This is a genomic window from Salinisphaera shabanensis E1L3A (assembly GCF_000215955.2).
In the GTDB taxonomy this organism is placed as follows: Bacteria; Pseudomonadota; Gammaproteobacteria; order Nevskiales; family Salinisphaeraceae; genus Salinisphaera; species Salinisphaera shabanensis.
This window is the reverse complement of the sequence record NZ_AFNV02000010.1, coordinates 71,215-88,639: the sequence shown is the minus strand read 5'-3', so window position 1 is coordinate 88,639 and position 17,425 is coordinate 71,215. Positions and strand designations below refer to the sequence as shown.

General features: G+C 60.4%; 16 protein-coding genes. 11 read left to right on the top strand and 5 right to left on the bottom strand.

What is annotated here, in order from left to right:
* Positions 1-21: 21 nt before the first annotated feature.
* The 7 genes from SSPSH_RS08050 (at position 22) to SSPSH_RS08020 (ending at position 7,179) form a co-directional block, all read left to right on the top strand.
* Positions 22-1,209 carry an acyl-CoA dehydrogenase family protein gene (locus SSPSH_RS08050; protein WP_006913994.1) on the top strand — a complete coding sequence of 396 codons (1,188 nt, stop codon included), beginning with the start codon at positions 22-24 and terminating at the stop codon, positions 1,207-1,209.
* Between the two features lie 27 nt (positions 1,210-1,236).
* Complete coding sequence (locus SSPSH_RS08045; protein ID WP_006913993.1) at positions 1,237-2,388, top strand: acyl-CoA dehydrogenase family protein; 1,152 nt, start codon at positions 1,237-1,239, stop codon at positions 2,386-2,388.
* 147 nt (positions 2,389-2,535) lie between these two features.
* Positions 2,536-3,474: a ketopantoate reductase family protein gene (locus SSPSH_RS08040; protein ID WP_006913992.1), complete on the top strand. Its 939-nt coding sequence runs from the start codon at positions 2,536-2,538 to the stop codon at positions 3,472-3,474.
* Positions 3,475-3,569: 95 nt separating this feature from the next.
* Positions 3,570-4,676, top strand: coding sequence for a histone deacetylase family protein (locus tag SSPSH_RS08035; protein ID WP_006913991.1), 1,107 nt, complete (start codon positions 3,570-3,572; stop codon positions 4,674-4,676).
* Between the two features lie 7 nt (positions 4,677-4,683).
* Positions 4,684-5,139 carry a GNAT family N-acetyltransferase gene (locus tag SSPSH_RS08030; protein ID WP_006913990.1) on the top strand — a complete coding sequence of 152 codons (456 nt, stop codon included), beginning with the start codon at positions 4,684-4,686 and terminating at the stop codon, positions 5,137-5,139.
* 235 nt (positions 5,140-5,374) lie between these two features.
* A complete protein-coding gene (locus SSPSH_RS08025; RefSeq protein WP_006913989.1) occupies positions 5,375-6,166 on the top strand; it encodes an alpha/beta fold hydrolase in 792 nt (263 codons plus the stop codon).
* A gap of 62 nt (positions 6,167-6,228) precedes the next feature.
* A complete protein-coding gene (locus SSPSH_RS08020) occupies positions 6,229-7,179 on the top strand; it encodes an alpha/beta hydrolase (RefSeq protein ID WP_006913988.1) in 951 nt (316 codons plus the stop codon).
* A 119-nt stretch (positions 7,180-7,298) separates the two neighbouring features.
* Here SSPSH_RS08020 and SSPSH_RS08015 read toward each other — a convergent pair whose 3' ends face one another.
* Complete coding sequence (locus SSPSH_RS08015) at positions 7,299-8,057, bottom strand: class II aldolase/adducin family protein (RefSeq protein ID WP_006913987.1); 759 nt, start codon at positions 8,055-8,057, stop codon at positions 7,299-7,301.
* Positions 8,058-8,459: 402 nt separating this feature from the next.
* On the opposite strand from SSPSH_RS08015, the gene SSPSH_RS08010 reads away from it, so the two are divergent.
* From SSPSH_RS08010 to SSPSH_RS19100, 3 genes are all read left to right on the top strand, one after another.
* Positions 8,460-9,677, top strand: coding sequence for a 3-oxoadipyl-CoA thiolase (locus SSPSH_RS08010; protein ID WP_021031584.1), 1,218 nt, complete (start codon positions 8,460-8,462; stop codon positions 9,675-9,677).
* Positions 9,674-10,840, top strand: a complete 1,167-nt coding sequence (locus SSPSH_RS08005) for an acyl-CoA dehydrogenase (RefSeq protein WP_021031583.1) — start codon at positions 9,674-9,676, stop codon at positions 10,838-10,840. Before SSPSH_RS08010 ends, SSPSH_RS08005 begins: the two co-directional genes overlap by 4 nt.
* A gap of 199 nt (positions 10,841-11,039) precedes the next feature.
* Complete coding sequence (locus tag SSPSH_RS19100; protein WP_006913984.1) at positions 11,040-11,345, top strand: glycine zipper domain-containing protein; 306 nt, start codon at positions 11,040-11,042, stop codon at positions 11,343-11,345.
* A gap of 45 nt (positions 11,346-11,390) precedes the next feature.
* Here SSPSH_RS19100 and SSPSH_RS07995 read toward each other — a convergent pair whose 3' ends face one another.
* The 4 genes from SSPSH_RS07995 to SSPSH_RS07980 form a co-directional block, all read right to left on the bottom strand.
* Positions 11,391-12,023, bottom strand: a complete 633-nt coding sequence (locus SSPSH_RS07995; RefSeq protein WP_006913983.1) for a hypothetical protein — start codon at positions 12,021-12,023, stop codon at positions 11,391-11,393.
* 113 nt (positions 12,024-12,136) lie between these two features.
* Entirely contained in the window at positions 12,137-12,601 is a 465-nt protein-coding gene (locus SSPSH_RS07990) for a MarR family winged helix-turn-helix transcriptional regulator (RefSeq protein ID WP_006913982.1), read from the bottom strand.
* A 135-nt stretch (positions 12,602-12,736) separates the two neighbouring features.
* Positions 12,737-13,726 (bottom strand): LLM class flavin-dependent oxidoreductase, encoded by a 990-nt coding sequence (locus SSPSH_RS07985; RefSeq protein WP_006913981.1) that lies wholly within the window; start codon positions 13,724-13,726, stop codon positions 12,737-12,739.
* A gap of 284 nt (positions 13,727-14,010) precedes the next feature.
* Positions 14,011-15,231: an acetamidase/formamidase family protein gene (locus SSPSH_RS07980; RefSeq protein ID WP_006913980.1), complete on the bottom strand. Its 1,221-nt coding sequence runs from the start codon at positions 15,229-15,231 to the stop codon at positions 14,011-14,013.
* A 265-nt stretch (positions 15,232-15,496) separates the two neighbouring features.
* On the opposite strand from SSPSH_RS07980, the gene SSPSH_RS07975 reads away from it, so the two are divergent.
* On the top strand, positions 15,497-17,158 hold the full coding sequence (locus SSPSH_RS07975; protein ID WP_021031582.1) for a BCCT family transporter: 1,662 nt from the start codon (positions 15,497-15,499) through the stop codon (positions 17,156-17,158).
* Positions 17,159-17,425 lie beyond the last annotated feature (267 nt).

The following is a 17,425-nucleotide window of genomic DNA, read 5'->3' as shown; positions in this document are numbered from 1 at the left end:
CTGGGTATTACGGAGTAATCAATGGATATTCAATATAACGAAGCCGAGCTCGCATTCCGCGACGAGGTCCGCGCCTTCGTGGCAGAAAAGCTGCCCAAGGAAATTTCCGACAAGGTGAAGTCGTCCGAGCATGTCTCGCCCGAGGATATGATCACCTGGCAGCGCGCGCTGTATGAAAAAGGCTGGCTGGCGATCAACTGGCCGGAAAAACATGGTGGCCCGGGCTGGAGTCCGATTCAGAAGCATATCTTCGAAGAAGAAACTGCCGAAGCCGGCGCGCCGCGGATCCTGCCGTTCGGCCTGAACATGGTCGCGCCGGTGATCATCAAGTTCGGCACGCAGGAACAAAAGGACTACTACCTCCCGCGCATCCTCAAAAGCGAGGACTGGTGGGCCCAGGGTTATTCCGAGCCGGGCGCCGGTTCGGACCTGGCGAGTCTGAAGTGCCGCGCCGAGCGTGATGGCGATCATTACATCGTCAACGGTCAGAAGACCTGGACCACGCTGGGCCAGCACGCGAACATGATCTTCGTGCTGGTGCGCACCGATACCACGGTCAAGAAGCAGGAAGGCATTTCCTTTTTGCTCGTGGACATGGAAAACACCCCCGGCGTGACCGTGCGTCCGTTGATCACCCTCGACGGTGCGCACGAAGTCAACGAAGTGTTCTTCGACAACGTGAAGGTGCCGGTCGAGAACCTGGTCGGCGAAGAGAACAAGGGCTGGACCTGTGCCAAGTACCTGCTCACCTTCGAGCGTACCGGTATTGCCGGCGTGGGTATCTCCAAGGCTGCGCTGGAACACCTCAAGCAGATCGCGCGCAACGAGCAGGCTGAAGGCAAGCCGCTGATCGAGCACCCGCGTGTGGCCGAACGTCTGGTCGAACTCGAGCTCGAACTCATGGCGGTCGAAATGACCAACCTGCGTGTGGTCTCCGCGGCCGAAGCCGGCGGTGTGCCGGGTGCGGAAAGCTCGTTTTTGAAGGTCATGGGCACGGAAGTGCGCCAGAAGATCTCGGATCTCTATCGCGAGCTGGCCGGCCCCTATGCGCTGCCGTTCCCCGACCTCGACGTGGGCGAAGACGCCTTCGGCCCCGAGTTCTCGGCCTCGGCCTCCTCCACGTACTTCAATCTGCGCAAGCTGTCGATCTTCGGTGGCTCGAACGAGATTCAGAAGAACATCATTTCCAAGGCGATCCTCGGACTGTAGTCCGGCCCGCAGGAAAAGGAATAGACAATGGATTTTTCCTATAGCGACGAGCAGCGCATGCTCAAGGACATGGTCGACCGCGTGGTGGCCGACCAGTACAGCTTCGAGCAGCGCGAGAAGATCATCAAATCCGACACTGGCTACTCGCCCGAGGTATGGTCGCAGTTCGCCGAACTCGGCCTGCTGGCGGTACCGTTCTCGGAAGCCGCCGGCGGTTTCAACGGCGGTGGTGCCGAGCTGATGGTGGTGGCCGAAGGCTTCGGCCGTGGCCTGGTGGTCGAGCCCTATCTGTCCACCGTGGTGTTGGCCGGTACCTTCCTCGACGCCGCACTCGGCGACGATGCCAAGGCCGACGCGCTGGAGCCGATCATCTCCGGCGAGCAGAAGTATGCGCTGGCCTGCTACGAGCCGAACGGCCGCTACGATCCCTTCTGGATCGAGACCACGGCCAAGAAAGACGGCGACAGCTACGTGCTGTCCGGCAAGAAGGCGGTAGTGCTCGGCGGCGACAGCGCCGACCGGCTGCTGGTGATCGCCCGCAGCAGCGGCGACAATCCGGGCAAGAACGGCTTGAGCGCTTTCCTGGTCGACGGCAACGCCGACGGCGTCTCGCGTGATGGCTATACCACCTTCGACGGCCACCGCGCTGCCGAAATCGTGCTCGACAACGTCAAGGTTGGTGCCGATGCACTGGTGGGCGAAGAGGGCGGCGCGGCCGCACCGCTTCAGTATGCGCTGGATCGCGGCATTATCGCCCTGTGCGCGGAAGCCGCCGGCGCCATGGAAGTGGCCTGCGATCTGACCCTGGACTACATCAAGGAGCGCAAGCAGTTCGGCGTGCCGATCGGCAGCTTCCAGGCCCTGCAGCACCGCATGGTCGATATGCGTATTTCGCTCGAGAAGGTGCGTTCGCTGGCGCTATGGGCCGCCTGTTCGCTGGATGCGCCCGACGCGGAGCGCCGCCAGCGTCTGGCCGCGGCCAAGGCCATGGTCAGCAAGGCCGGGCGTCACGTGGCCGAGGAGGCGATCCAGCTGTTCGGCGGCATGGGTATGATGGACGAATCGTCCATTTCCCATTACGCCAAGCGTATCGTGCTGATCGACCACTATCTGGGCGACGGCAACTATCACACGGACCGTCTCATCGACCTGCTGGTCGAGGAGAACGCGGCCGCGTGATCCGCATGCTGCGCTAGCGAAACACGGGCTGTCGGCTGGCGCTGGCAGCCCGTTTTTTTTAGATTTTCGGTCTGTTCGAACGCAGGGCGTGACGGGCAGGTTCGATGACCGGCATATTGCCGGGCGGTTATTGAAAAGGAATTTGCGATGAGTGAAAGCACACGCGTTGTCGTGGTCGGTGCCGGGGCGATCGGCAGTTTCTATGGCGCGATTCTCAAGCGGGCCGGCTGTCATGTGAGCGTGGTGCTGCGGTCGGAATATGAGGCGGTCAAGGCCGAGGGTTTTCAGATCGACAGCCCGCTGGGCGATCTGTCGTACCGGCCGGATGGCGTTTATCGCGACGGCGATACGCCCGAACACGAAGCCGATTACGTGATCTGCTGCGTGAAGGTGCTGCCGTCAATCGACCGGGCCGCGTTGATCAAGCCATGGGTTGGCGAAAACACACGTATCGTGCTGATCGAAAACGGTATCGATATCGAACGCGAAGTCGCCGATGCCTTGCCCGACAATCCCGTTATCAGCTGTCTGGCGTTCATCGCCGTGAGCCGGGTCGCGCCGGGCAAGATCGAGCACAAGGCGTTCGGTGCACTCACCATGGGCGCTTGGCCCGAAGGCATCACCGACGATTGTCGCGATATCGCCGCGCGCTTCGAGGCCGGCGGTATCGACGTCAAGCTGTCTGAAGCGGTGGTGGGTGAGCGCTGGCGCAAGAGCCTGTGGAATACGCCGTTCAACCCGTTGTCGGTGCTTGCCGGCGGTGCGGATACGGTGACGCTGCTGGATACGCCCGGCGGCGAGGATCTGGCCCGGGCAATGATGGCCGAAGTCTGTGCCGTGGCCGCCGCCGACGGCTACCCGATGCCGGAAAGCGCGATCGACAAGAACATTGCCGGAACCCGCAAGATGCCCGCCTATCGCAATAGTATGGCGCTGGACTATCTCAACGGTCGGCCCATGGAAATCGAAGCGATCCTGGGTAATGTGGTGGATATCGCGCACCATCTGAACGTCGAGGTGCCTCGACTGGAAACCATGCGTGTGGCGTTTTCCATGCGCGATGTATTAGCCGAGAAACAGGCCTAGTCGGCGCGAATTATTTCTCGCCCTGCATGTCGAACTGAGCGGGCGGACGCCGGCGGCTGCTACGCTGAGGCGATGTTTACCAAGGAGTGCTAGCCGTGGTGGGCGATCGTGACGTGTTGGTGATTTATGACGAACGGGTGCTTTCGCATCGGCCCGAGGCCGAAGAGGAGTTCCTCCCGGGGCGCATGGACAAGCGTATCCGCGGCATTCTCGACGGCCTCGGCGTGGAGGCCAAGTGGAGTTATCCCGAGCACCCGGGTCGAGTGATAGCGGTCAGGGAGTTGCTCGAGGCCGAGCCGATAGCCGGTGTCCGTATCACCACGGGCCAGCCGGCGACGCGCGAGCAGCTCAGCCGGGTGCATACGACCTCGTATCTGGAAAACCTGCATGAGTTGGAAGGCAAGCAGGCATGGCTCGACGTGGATACTACGGCGGTCTCAGCGGGTAGCCTGGAAGCGGCCGAGGTTGCGGCGGGCTCGACGATTGCCGCGGTAGACGCGGTGTTCGAAAAGAAAGTCCAGTCGGCGTTCGTGATCTGTCGCCCGCCGGGCCACCACGCCAACGCGGTGCGTGCTCGTGGCTTCTGCCTGTTCAACAACATTGCGGTCGCTGCGGCTCATGCTCAATTCCAATGGGATATCGAGCGCGTGCTGATCATCGACTGGGATGCACACCACGGTAATGGCACGCAGGACATCTTCGATGCCGATCCGAGCGTGATGTTCTTCGACACCCATCGGGCTGCCCCCTTTTACCCGGGCACCGGCGATATGGAGGAGATCGGGGAAGGGCTGGGCGAAGGTACGACAGTCAACGTGCCGCTGCCCGAGGACGCCGGTGATCTGGCGATCATCAACGCGTTCGAGAATATCCTCGTGCCCGCGGTCGAGTGGTTCAAGCCGGAATTGATTCTGGTGTCGGCCGGTATGGACGCGCATCGCACCGAGTTGTGCCTGAACATGAGCTACGACGGCTATAGCGCGATGGCCGGTATTGTCCAGCGTCTGGCTGACCAGTATTGCGACGGCCGGCTGGTGATGGCCCTGGAAGGTGGCTACAACCCGGATACGCTGGCCCGTTGTACCCATCGTGTACTCGAAGTCATGGCGGGGGCCGCGCCGGCAACCGTGCGTGAGCCCGGCGTGGAAGAAGTCGCGGAGATCGCCGAATTTCATCGCTCGGCTTTTGCCGAGATGGAATAACCACGTCATGAGCACAGACGAATCCATGCCAAGCGTCACCTTGCGGCCGGTCGATTTACGCAACTGGCAGCAGGTTATTCATTTGCGCCTGTCGCAGGAACAGGCCACACGCGTAGCCTCCAACCTCTATTCGTTAGCTGAGGCGTACGTGCAGCCCAGTTGTACGCCTTATGCGATCTATGCGAACGAAACGCTCATCGGTTTCGCGATGGCTGAGTATCTCGCTGCGCCGCAGGCCTACAATATCCCCCGTTTCATGATCGATATCGCCTGGCAGGGCGTCGGTTACGGTAGCCTGGCGTTACAGGCGATTATCGACACGCTCAAGGAAGAGCGCCCCGAGGCGCCGATCCTGATCAGCCTCACGCCGGACAACGCCGCCGCGCGGGGGCTTTATGAGCGTCATGGCTTTGTCGATACCGGCCAGCGTTTTCACGGTGAGGACGTGCTTCGCTACCCGTAAATGCGCGCGATGATGTTGTCGCGCGGGGATTGGTCGATGCTTAGCTAAGCGCCGGATTCTTGCGCATGGCCCGAATGCGCAAGAAGGCGGATCTGCCGTCTAAACCTGTCTAAACTGTCCTTTTGCGTGGCGGGGCATAGGTGCATTTTGCAGTCAGACCTGCAAGCGTGTTTACAGGCACGATGCTAGTCTCTGATTACGCTAAATAATTAGCGATAATAAAGAGGAGAGTCTGATGCCTTTCGCTTCGGTCAATGGGCAGGATGTTTTTTATCAGGACAGCGGTGGTGATCGGCCGGTGATCGTGTTCTCGCACGGCCTGCTGATGGATCACGAAATGTTTGCGCCGCAGGTGGCAGCTTTCGAGGACAACTATCGTTGCATTGCCTGGGACCAACGTGCCCATGGGTGTACTGCCACCGGCGAAACGCCGGCGCCGTTCAGCTACTACGACTCGGCCGACGATCTCGTCGCCTTGCTGGATTATCTGGGGGTTGAGCAGGCGACTCTGGCCGGTATGAGTCAAGGTGGTTTCCTGTCGCTACGTTGTGCGTTGATCCACCCGCAGCGTGTGCGCGCCTTGATACTTTTAGATACCCAGGCCGGGCTCGAGAATCCCGACAATCTTCCGGGCTACAAACAGATGATCGACACCTGGGCGACGCATGGTTTGCCCGATGAAATTGCCGATACGATTGCCGGCATAATCTTGGGTACGGGTTCGAGAGAAACCGCGTACTGGCAGCATAAATGGCGCGGCTGGCAGTCGCACAATCTGCTCGCGGCTTTCCATACGCTGACTTCGCGCGATGACGTTACCGATCAACTCGGCGCGATCGAGCAGCCATCGCTGGTCGTGCATGGCGATGCGGATATGGCCATACCCATGGCCCGGGCCGAGCAGCTGGCGGAGCATCTGCCCAACGCGGAACGGGTCGTTGTACCTGGGGGCGGCCATGCCGCGAACCTGACCCACCCGGGACCAGTAACCAAAGCAATTGAATCGTTTCTGCGACGCAACGGTTAGGGCCGATACCCGTTTTATGAACCGCGCAGCTGTAATCTACATTCGTACTATCGAGACTACCCATGACACTGGATCCCCAGGCGGCACGCTTTCTGGAGGCAGCCGAGCAGAGCGGGCTGCCCCTGCTTGAAACGCTATCGCCGCAGGCGGCGCGCATACAGTACGAGAAGGGCTGTGCCGTTGTCGGCGGCCGTGCGCCTGAGCTGTTCGATGTGCGTGATATGGCAGCGCCCAGTCCGCGCGGCGATATTGGCCTGCGCGTCTATACACCGCGCGACCCGGCCGGCGAAGCGCTGCCGCTACTGATCTATATCCATGGCGGCGGCTATGTCATCGGCAGTCTCGATAGCCACGATATTCCCTGCCGTCATCTCGCCTTGAACGGTGATTGTATGGTGATTTCGATCGATTACCGCATGGCACCGGAATATCCGTATCCGGAGCCGGTCGAGGATTGCTGGGCCGCGGTGAACTGGATCGTCGACAATGCCGAGGCCTTGGGTGCACAGCGAGATCGTATCGCTATCGGTGGTGATAGCGCCGGCGGCAATCTGGCCACCGTGACCTGCTTGAAAGCCAAGGCCGAGGGCGGACCGGATTTCGTCTATCAGCTGCTGATATATCCGGGCACCGATCGCACGCGCAGTCAGCCTTCGCACACCGAACTTGCCGAAGGTTACCGACTCACGCGTCCCCTGCTCGACTGGTTCATGAACCATTATTTCAGTGGTGAACCCGCGGACGCGAACGATCCGTACTCGTCGCCGCTGCATGCCGACGACCTCGGCGGACTTCCACCGGCGCTGGTGATTTCCGCCGGCTATGATCCGCTACGCGACGAAGATATCGCCTATTACGAACAACTGCGCGCCCATGGCAACGACGCCGAGCACCTGCATTACCCGGGCATGATCCACGGTTTCATCAACATGCCCGGCGTTCTGGACGCGGCGCACGAATGCCTGGAAGCCTGCGGCATGCGTTTGCAGCGCGTTTTCGCCCAGCCGGCATAGCGCGTCGGCGCCCAAGTGCGCGGCGGCAGCCGCTGAATACGAACGCGATCGGCGTATAAACGAAAAACCCCGGTTCATCGCCGAACCGGGGTATGTGCTTTCGCTGGCGTTCTGGGTGTTCAGGTGGCGTAATCGCTGCCCATACGCTCGAGCTTGCGAATCAGCGCCGGCCAGGCCAGCTTGTGGCCGGCGCCCAGGCTCTGCGCCTGCTGGGCGGTGGTGTCCAGCGCCTGCTGCGACGGGGTATGCCCGGGGCCCATGGCCAGCGTGCGTACCTGGATCTGGCAGGCCTTCATCAGGAAATACATATAAGTAAAGGCTTCGCCGACGTTCTTGCCGACGGTGAGCGTGCCGTGGTTACGCAGCAGCATGATGTCGTGATCGCCGAGGTCTGCGACGAGGCGCTCACGCTCGTCCAGATTCAGCGCCACGCCTTCGTATTCGTGAAAGCAGATATGCGGTATGCAAAGCATGGCGGTCTGGCTCAGCGGCAACAGGCCATCGGGGTGGGCGCTGACCGCCACACCGTCAGCTGCGTGCAAGTGCAGAACAGCACCGGCTTCTTCGCGCGCCATATGGACCGCGCTATGAATGGTGAAGCCGGCCGGGTTGACGCGGTTGGTTGCACCGGGGTCGACGATCTGCCCGTCTTCATCGACCTTGACCAGCGACGACGCTGTAATTTCGTCGAACAGCCAGCCGTAGGGATTGATCAGAAAATGGTGTTCTGGCCCCGGCACCCGAGCCGACAGGTGGGTGAATACCAGATCATCCCAGCCATAGAGTGATACCAGGCGATAGGCAGCGGCGAGATCTTTGCGGACCTCCCATTCCTCTTGCGTCATCCGGGACGGATGATCGGTCGCGGCATTGGCCATGAGTCTCCTCCTGTGTAGCAGCTTGTTCGTAAAACACGATTTCGTTGTGCGAGCAAAGTAGACCTTGCTCGTGTTCCGGTCAATTCATGCGGCTTCAAGGAAGCGGCGTCACACCGTACGCACGTTGCGAGCGTGCGCGACAAGCGTACTGTGGTTGCGTTGTAACCGACCACCGCCTATTCTTGTTCGCGGTTTTCGAAACACCGTTTCGGTGGCTGGAAAGCCGACGATGGCTGGTGCTGCTGGTATAGCAGGCGTTCTGTCTCAGACCAGCGCGCGTCGGCATTTTTCCGAGGCCGACAACCTACAAGAACACGACAAGAAAAGACGATGTCGCAGGCCGAACGCATGGCGCGCACGGCTGTCGATGCGGTATCGGTCGCGACTGCTGATGGAGATGGCATGCTCGACGCTTATATCTACGACGGTCTGCGAACCGCGTTCGGCCGCCATGGCGGCGTGCTCGCTCCGGTTCGCCCGGACGATATGCTTGCGGCGGTCATTCGCCAGCTTGTCGAACGCAACCCGTTCGATCGCAACGACTACGAGGATGTAATCGCCGGTTGTACCAACCAGGCAGGCGAGGACGCGCGCAATGTGGCGCGTCACGCAGGCCTGCTGGCTGGCTTGCCGGTGTCGGTGGCGGGTCAGACCGTCAACCGGTTATGCGGCAGTGGACTGGCTGCGACTGTCGATGCCGCCCGTGCAATCACGGTCGATGAAGGTGCACTGGTGATCGCCGGCGGGGTGGAATCCATGAGCCGCGCGCCATTCGTCATGGCCAAGGCCGACAAGGCCTATTCGCGCAATGTTTCGGTATTCGATTCGACGATCGGCGCGCGCTTTCCCAATCCGAAGATTCTCGACGAGTACGGCGCCGATGCCATGCCGGAAACGGCCCAGAACGTCGCCGACGACTTCGGCATCAGCCGCGAGGCCGCCGATGCCTATGCGGCCCAGTCGCAGGCGCGCTACGAAGCCGCCCGCGCCGAGGGGTTTTTCGACGACGAGATCATGCCACTGGATGTGCCCCAGGGACGCAAGCAGCCGCCATTGACCGTCGATGCCGACGAACATCCGCGGCCGGGCAGTACGGCAGAAAAACTCGCCAAGCTGCCGCCGATCGTGGCCAATGGCATTATTACCGCCGGCAATGCCTCGGGCGTGAATGACGGCGCCGGTGCGTTGATTCTGGGCTCGAAAAAAGCGGGCGTTGCCGCAGGCCTGACGCCGCGGGCGCGTATCATCGCCGGCGGTGTAATCGGCGTGCCACCGCGGGTCATGGGTCTGGGCCCGGTCGGCGCCTGCCAGAAGGTGCTCGACCGTGCGGGGCTCACGCTCAAGGACATGGACGTGATCGAAATCAACGAAGCGTTCGCGGCCCAGGTTCTGGGTTGCTGTCACGAACTGGGCTTGTCCGGCGACGACGAACGTCTCAATCCCAACGGCGGCGCCATCGCGGTGGGTCATCCCCTGGGTGCTTCGGGTGTGCGCCTGGCGCTCACCGGTCTGCGTCAGCTCGAACGTATTAACGGCCGCTATGCCTTGATCAGCCTGTGTATCGGCATCGGGCAGGGTGTGGCCATGCTTATCGAACGAAAGAATGGAGCCTCTTCATGAAAGATTTCGCCTGGTCCGATCCGCTGCTGCTCGATGCGCAGCTTACCGAAGACGAGCGCATGATCCGCGATGCGGGTCATGACTATTGTCAGAACAGCCTCATGCCGCGCGTGCTCGAAGCCAACCGCCACGAGATCTTTCATCGCGAGATCATGAACGAGCTCGGCGAACTCGGCATGCTCGGTGCCACCATTCCCGAAGAATACGGCGGCGCGGGCCTCAACCACGTCTGTTACGGCCTGTTGGCCCGCGAAGTCGAATCCGTGGATTCCGGCTATCGCTCGGCGATGAGCGTGCAGTCGTCGCTGGTCATGTTTCCGATCTATACCTTCGGCAGCGAAGACGTTCGACAGAAATACCTGCCCAAGCTCGCCAGTGGCGAATGGGTCGGCTGTTTCGGTCTCACCGAACCCGACCACGGCTCCGATCCTGGCTCCATGAGCACCAAGGCCAAGAAAGTCGACGGCGGCTATGTCTTGAACGGTGCCAAGAACTGGATCACCAACTCCCCGATCGCCGATGTGGCCGTCGTCTGGGCCAATCTCGACGGCAAGATCAACGGCTTCGTGGTCGAGCGCGACTTCGGCGGCATGGAAACACCCAAGCTTGAAGGCAAGTTCTCGCTGCGTGCCTCGGCCACCGGTCAGATCATGCTCTCCGACTGTTTCGTGCCGGAAGAAAACCGCCTCGACGTCGAAGGCCTGAAGGGCCCGTTTTCGTGCTTGAACAAGGCCCGCTACGGCATTTCCTGGGGTGCGATGGGTGCGGCTGAATTCTGCTGGCATGCCGCGCGCAGCTATACGCTCGAACGCAAGCAGTTCAAGCGTCCGCTGGCCGCTACCCAGCTGATCCAGAAAAAGCTCGCCGACATGCAAACCGAGATCACGCTCGGCCTGCAGGGCTGTCTACGACTCGGCCGGTTGATGGACGAAGGCAACTGGGCGCCCGAGATGGTCTCGCTGATGAAGCGCAACAACTGCGGCAAGGCGCTGGATATTGCCCGCCAGGCGCGTGACATGCACGGCGGCAACGGTATCTCGGACGAGTATCACGTCATTCGTCACGTGATGAATCTGGAAGCGGTGAACACCTACGAAGGCACGCATGACGTGCACGCGTTGATTCTGGGCCGGGCCCAGACCGGGATACAGGCCTTCGGCTAGAGAGCGAGCGCAAAGCTGCCTGTTATAGAGCCCGTCTGACGCGTTGCGTCAGACGGGCTTTTTTCCGTTATTCACATCGCCACGAATGACTTGAGCGTGCCCGGTCGCTCAGACCCGGCGAGCAGAGTTCATAATGCATTCAGGGCGCAGTGGTTTAATAGCCCGCAACCTAAAAACACGAGAGCGCGGAGATTCAATCATGCGAACCCAAGCCATCCAACGTTGGACGGTTGCCAGCCTTTTGGCATTGAGTCTGAGTGCGCCCGCGTTCGCGCTGGATGACGATACGCTAGACGCCGCAGTCGGCGGCGGGCTGGGTGGTGCCGCTGGCGCAGCGATTGGCAACGAAGTCGGCGGGCGTACCGGTGCAATTCTTGGCGGCGCTGCGGGTGCAGCGGGCGGGGCGGCGATCACGACGGATAACGACCGAAGAGGCTATGATCACCGCCATGAGTATCGCGGCCAACATTGCCCGCCTGGGCAGGCCAAGAAAGGGCGCTGCTAATTTGCCTCGCGAGCCCTGCGATCTGCGGGGCTTTTATGGTATTGCTTAAAGCTGTTGTTCCAGCCAGTCTTGCAACTTCGTGCGCGCGTGACGCTTGGTCATCCGCTTGGTCGTCGTCGCGGCAGGGCGCATTAACTCGTTGTCCTGGCCCGACACGATGAACTTGCGCTGGGCGCCGATGATGCCGCCCTCCGGGCCATAACTGGCGATCACGGTAATCTTGAAATTATCGATTTTTAGGGTTCGAATCGGGCGATCGTCATCGGGCTCGAGGTTATCGTGCCGCTTGGCGGTCTGGCGAATGATGGAGCGGAACGTTCCCAGGTTCATCTGCTCGCCGGCGTTCAACGGGCCCTGTCGTGTGACGTTCTGTGGGCGGTCTTCGCTATCGCGAGGCTGAGCGTTGTCGAAATCGGTGATCGACTCGCTGTACTCGTCGTCGTGTGTGCGGATCGTCATCGCTAGGCTGTGAATATAGATCGGTTCCTGACTCATATTCGTGATCAGGCAAACCGAATCGATCTGCTGGCCCCAGCCCTGGTTGATCAGGATTCGCGCCTTGCGTTGTCGCCGAAAACCGGCATAAAGCAAATGCGCATAGAAAAGCCAGACGGCTAGCGTGCCGATACTGGCGAAAAAAGACAGCGCCTGCGCATTGTCGTTAATCCACTGCCACATGGTTGGGCGGCCTTGTGTCGATAAGCGGCGCGCAATTCTGCGCGAGCGCGCGCATCGAGACTATGCGTAGATATCCTTAAAGCGAGACGCGCATTATTGCGCTAATCTTGTGGTCAGGCCTGACGAAGCGTATCTGCAAGTGCCATGATGCGCTCACGTAGCGCGAGTGCTTCAGGCCGTGTGAGTTCAACCTGACAGAGCATGGCCTCATGTATTTCGCTGGACTTATGCTGCAGATCAAGCCCTTCGTCGGTGACGGAGATAAGCACCCGGCGCTCGTCTTCGCTATCCCGTTCACGTACGACTAGGCCGGCTTGTTCCATACGTTTGAGCAACGGCGTGAGCGTGCCGCTGTCGAGATGTAACTCACTGCCCAACTCGCCGACTGAGCGGGGCGCTTTTTCCCAGAGCACGAGCATAACGAGGTACTGAACATAGGTCAGGCCCAGCGGTTCAAGCAGCGGGCGATAAGCGCGGATAATGCGATGTGTGGCTGTGTATAGCGAAAAACACAGCTGCTCATCCAGTAAGCGCAGATCCTGTTCGTTGTCTTCGTTTTGTGCGGGAGAAGCGCCCATAGTTCGGGTCCATTTAAACGTAAGTAACGTATTGTGACGCTTTTGAACGGCCAGCGCTAATTGAAATGCAATTTGGGGAAATAATCCCGATATATCGTTCTATATTTTGCGTTTTTTTAATTATACCCCAAGGCACTATTGCATTGCCCGGGCGAGAAGTTCGTAGCTGTGCAGCCGCTTGGCCGGATCATGGATATTCGAAACCACCATGATTTCGTCCGGTTCACCGTCGGCACACAGAGCCTCGAGCTGTTCACGTACCGATTCCGGTCCGCCGATCACATGTCGCTGGCGGTTTTCGAGGATCGCGTTGCGCTCCATCTCCGAATATTCATAGGCCAGTGCTTCCTCGGGCGAGGGCAGGGGCAGGAATTCGCCCTTGCGCAATCGTAGCCACATCAGGTCGACCGTGGCCGCGAGATACTCGGCTTCTTCATCGGTGGGGGCGCAGATCACGGAGACGCCGAGAATCGCATGCGGTTCGGGAAATGCCGGCGAGGGCGAGAATGCCCCGCGATAGCGCCTAAGTGCCGGTTCCGCCGGAACCGGGCTGAAATGGCTGGCGAAGCTGTAGCCCATGCCAGCCGACCCGGCGACATGGGCACTGGCGCCGCTCGATCCGAGGATCCAGATCGGCGGCAGTTCGACATCGCTGGGGCTTACGGTTACGCCTTCGTAGGGATGTCCACGGCGCAGGGTGCCGCGAGAAAGTGCGAGCATTTCGTTGAGCAAGTCGGCGAACTGTTCGCCCGATGCGGCTCTGAGTGCGCGGCTGGCCCGTGCATCCGAACCCGGGGCCCGTCCCAGCCCCAGGTCGATACGCCCCGGATAGAGTGCTTCCAGCGTCTGAAAGGTTTCGGCGACGCGCAACGGCACATGGTTGGGCAGCATGATGCCGCCTGAGCCGACGCGGATTCGTTCGGTCAACGCCGCGGCGCGCGACAGCAGCACCTCCGGCGCCGAACTGGCAATGCTCGGCATGCTGTGATGTTCGGATACCCAGTAGCGGGTATAACCGCAGCGCTCCGCCAGACGTGCGAGGTCGATGCTTGCGCGTACTGCGTCGGAGGCGGGGATGCCGCTGGGCACGGGTACGAGATCGAGAACGGATAGATCAGCTTTCATGGAACAAGGCTCATGCCGATAAGGAAGCTGTCATATAACTGGGCACGAAAGCGGATTTTTACAGTCCCGGCCGTTCAATATTCAGGAATGATGTTGCTGCGTAGCATGATGCCGTACAGCGTCAGACTTGCGTTGAAGCGGCCCGGCCAGGGCGGGAATTGCCTTCATGAACAGGTCTCTGCCGTGGACCGATATTCATGTTAATGCGGCTGTCGGCCGGCACCTGAACAAAAAAGCCGACCGCGATCTCGTATCGCGGTCGGCTTGGTTGTAACCCGCCGGTGTTACTGGCTGGTGTCGAATTCCGCGAAGTCGGACTTGCGGATCAGCGCATGAATACCTTTGGTCTTGTCGACGACCTGAGACACCTCGAAGTCGGTTGCCGCACTCAGATAGGCAAGTGCGAGGGCTTCATCGATGCCGTACTGCTGATGCAGGAAACGGATCGATTCACGCACGGCATCCTTCATCGCCAGGTCCAGATCTTCATCGAGGCCGACGGTGATCCAGTAGTCGTTAGTTTCACCCAGCAGTTTGTCGATCTGCTGGCCCGGCAGCTGCGCCTTGCCGCTCTTGAGCAGTGTCAACTTGAGTGTCGCACGCAGCGATCCTTCAAGCGCCGTCAGTGCGACTTCGCCGTCGCCCTGGGTGAAATGACTATCGCCGGTATAGAACAGGCCACCATCGACCTCGATCGGGTAGTAGACAGTGCTGCCTACGCCGAGGTCATTGATATCCGCGTTGCCGCCGATGCGTGACGGCGGCACCGAGTTGACCGGTTCTGCGGTATCCGGTGCGACGCCCATGATGCCCATGAACGGATGTAGCGGGAATCGAATGGTCTTATCGCTGCCGGCATCGAGGGTGCCGTACCACTGATCGCCATCCTTCTCGATGGGCGCGAATGTGGAAACGTTGGCATAGCGTTCCGGGTATTCGCTGCTCGGGTTGGCTTTCGGCTCGGTCCTGGGGTATTCGCCGGGTAGCGCACCCTTGCCATGACGGTTGGAAATGACGCCGTACGGCACGCGGGGCTCGAGTTTGACGACCTCTACCTTGAGCACGTCACCGGGTTCGGCGCCTTCGATGGCCACCGGGCCGGTCACGATATGCGGGCCGTCCTTGAAGAAATCGTGCTTCAGATCGGAGGCCGTGATCGCGATCGCGTCGTCGAGCACGTCGTCTTCCGCCACATCCTTGGTGGCGAAGTATGCCACGGGATCTCGGCCCTGATCTTCGAGGATGCCTTCGTGCGAAATCGTATCGAATGTCACTGCACTGCCCGAGGGCACGGTCAACACCGGCTTTGCACTCTTGTTGGGCAGATAACCCCAGCGTACGGTCTCGGTGGTCGAGGGTACGTAGTAATTGCCGGCATAGTCCCCGGAGGACATTTTCTGGGGTTTGTCGGCCAGCGGCTGCAGCACGTCGAATTCGTCGGTTGCAGCGTGCACGGTGATGGCGCTGCAACACAGCGCCAGGGCGCCTGCGAATCGATATTTCATTGATAGTCTCGTAACGATAGAACCAACCTCTAACCGTGCAAGACACGGGCCAAGTGGTTACGCCACCCCGATGGGGTTGTGGCCTGGATGACGGCGAGCGTGCACACGAACGCGGATGTGGCGTTTACCGCCGGTTCAAAAGCGTTTGCGAGGCCTGGGATGAAGTGCTAGTAATGAACGACAACTCGTGCATAACAAACGGCGTGGTTGCGGCTACCCGCCTTGCCAAGGAGGGGCGCCACCACACCGGACCATTGGGGGTCTCTTGAGTAAATTGCTATCGCGCAGCCAGCGTGTGTATACCGGTTCCGCGCTTATCATTCTGGCCCTTGTGGTCGTGGGTGCGAGTTTCCCGAAGGCATTCGGCAACTTCGCCAACAGCGCGCTGAATTCGATATCGCACGTCTTCGGTTGGCTCTATCTGCTATCGGTATTCGGATTCGTGATCTTTCTCGTGGGGCTGGCGTTCAGCCGCTACGGCAAGATCCGACTGGGCGAGCCCTACAGCCAACCTGAGTACAGCTTCTTTTCCTGGGTGAGCATGCTGCTGGCGGCCGGTTTTGGCGTCGGTCTGGTGTTCTATGGTCTGGCCGAGCCGGTACTGCATTATCTGAATCCGCCGTACGACGATATGCCGGGCTCGACGCCGGAATCGGCGCGCTATGCCATTCAGTACAGTTTCTTTCACTGGGGTATCAGCCAGTGGGCCGGATTCTCCATCGTCGGCCTGATCATCGCCTACTTTCAGTTTCGCAAGAACAAGTCCGGGCTGGTCTCGACGGTGGTGCAACCGCTGACCGACAAGCTGCCCCAGGCCGCCCGCCAGCCTACCAGCGACGGCCTGAATATCCTGGCGGTCGTAGCCACGGTGATGGGTGTGGCCACATCGCTGGGCCTGGGTGTGCTCCAGATCAACGGCGGGCTGAACCAGATGTTCGGCGTGCCCGATACGACGCTCTGGAAATTCATCATTCTGGCCGTGATGTGCGGCTGCTACACGCTCTCGAGCTACTCGGGCCTGGACAAGGGCATCCAGTGGCTTTCGAACATCAATCTGGCGCTGTGCCTCGGCCTGATGGGTTGGGTGCTGTTCACCGGGCCGACGATCTTCATTCTCAATACGATCGTCGTGGGCATTGGTGACTATATCCAGAACTTCATTGCCATGAGTCTGCGCATGGATCCGTTCGAGGATACCGGCGAAGACTGGATTTCGACGTGGACGGTGTTCTATTGGGCCTGGGTGATCGCCTGGTCGCCGTTCGTGGGCACCTTCGTGGCTCGTATCTCCAAGGGGCGTACGATTCGCGAGTATGTGATGGGCGTACTCATCGTGCCGCCGCTTCTGGCCTGTGGCTTCATCGGCGTGTTTGGCGGTGCCGGCCTGCATATGGAACTGTTCGGCGATGCGGCGGGTACGCTGACGGCCGCTGCCGACAAGGACATCACCTCGGCCTTGTTCACCTTCTTCGAAATGATGCCGTTCAGTAACGCGTTGTCCATTTTGGCGATGTGCCTGATCTTCGTCTTTCTGGTGACATCGGCCGACTCGGCGTCCTATATCGTCGCGCAGATGACGGACGAAGGTTCACTCGAGCCGCCGTTGTACAAGCGTCTGTCCTGGGGTCTGCTGATTTCGGCCATCTGTCTGACGCTGATCGTGGCCGGTGGCTTGAAAGGCCTGCAGACAGGCGCGCTGCTCGCCGCGTTGCCGTTCGTGTTCGTGCTCTATTGCATGGTCTTCGTGCTCGCGAAGGAGCTGCGTGATGATCGTCGCCGCATGCTGCTCGATCTTTACGAGAAGCATGAATCGATGCCGGTCGGGGCCGATGCCTTCGAGGCGCGCGATATTCTCAACGATGTCTGGGACGAAGAGGATCTCGAGGACGCCGACGATGAAGGCAATCGATCGCAGACTGAAAGCTGACCGACCCTCCTAGTGCGGGCGAACGGCTGTGCCGGCGAGATGCCGACACAGCCGTTTTTTTGTGGGGGCAGTACGCGCGGGTGTTGTTCAGGCGTACTGCACGCGGGCAATCGGGTCTGGCGGCGGTGATAGCGGCTCGCCAGGGGCCGACTGTCAGCAAAGCCTGTCGTTATAGCAGCGGGGGTGAGCGCGCCGCTTGTACCGTCGTGGCCCGGCGCTGAGCCGTACCCCGATCGCGATGGTCGGCGGGCAGATGGTTCGAACGAG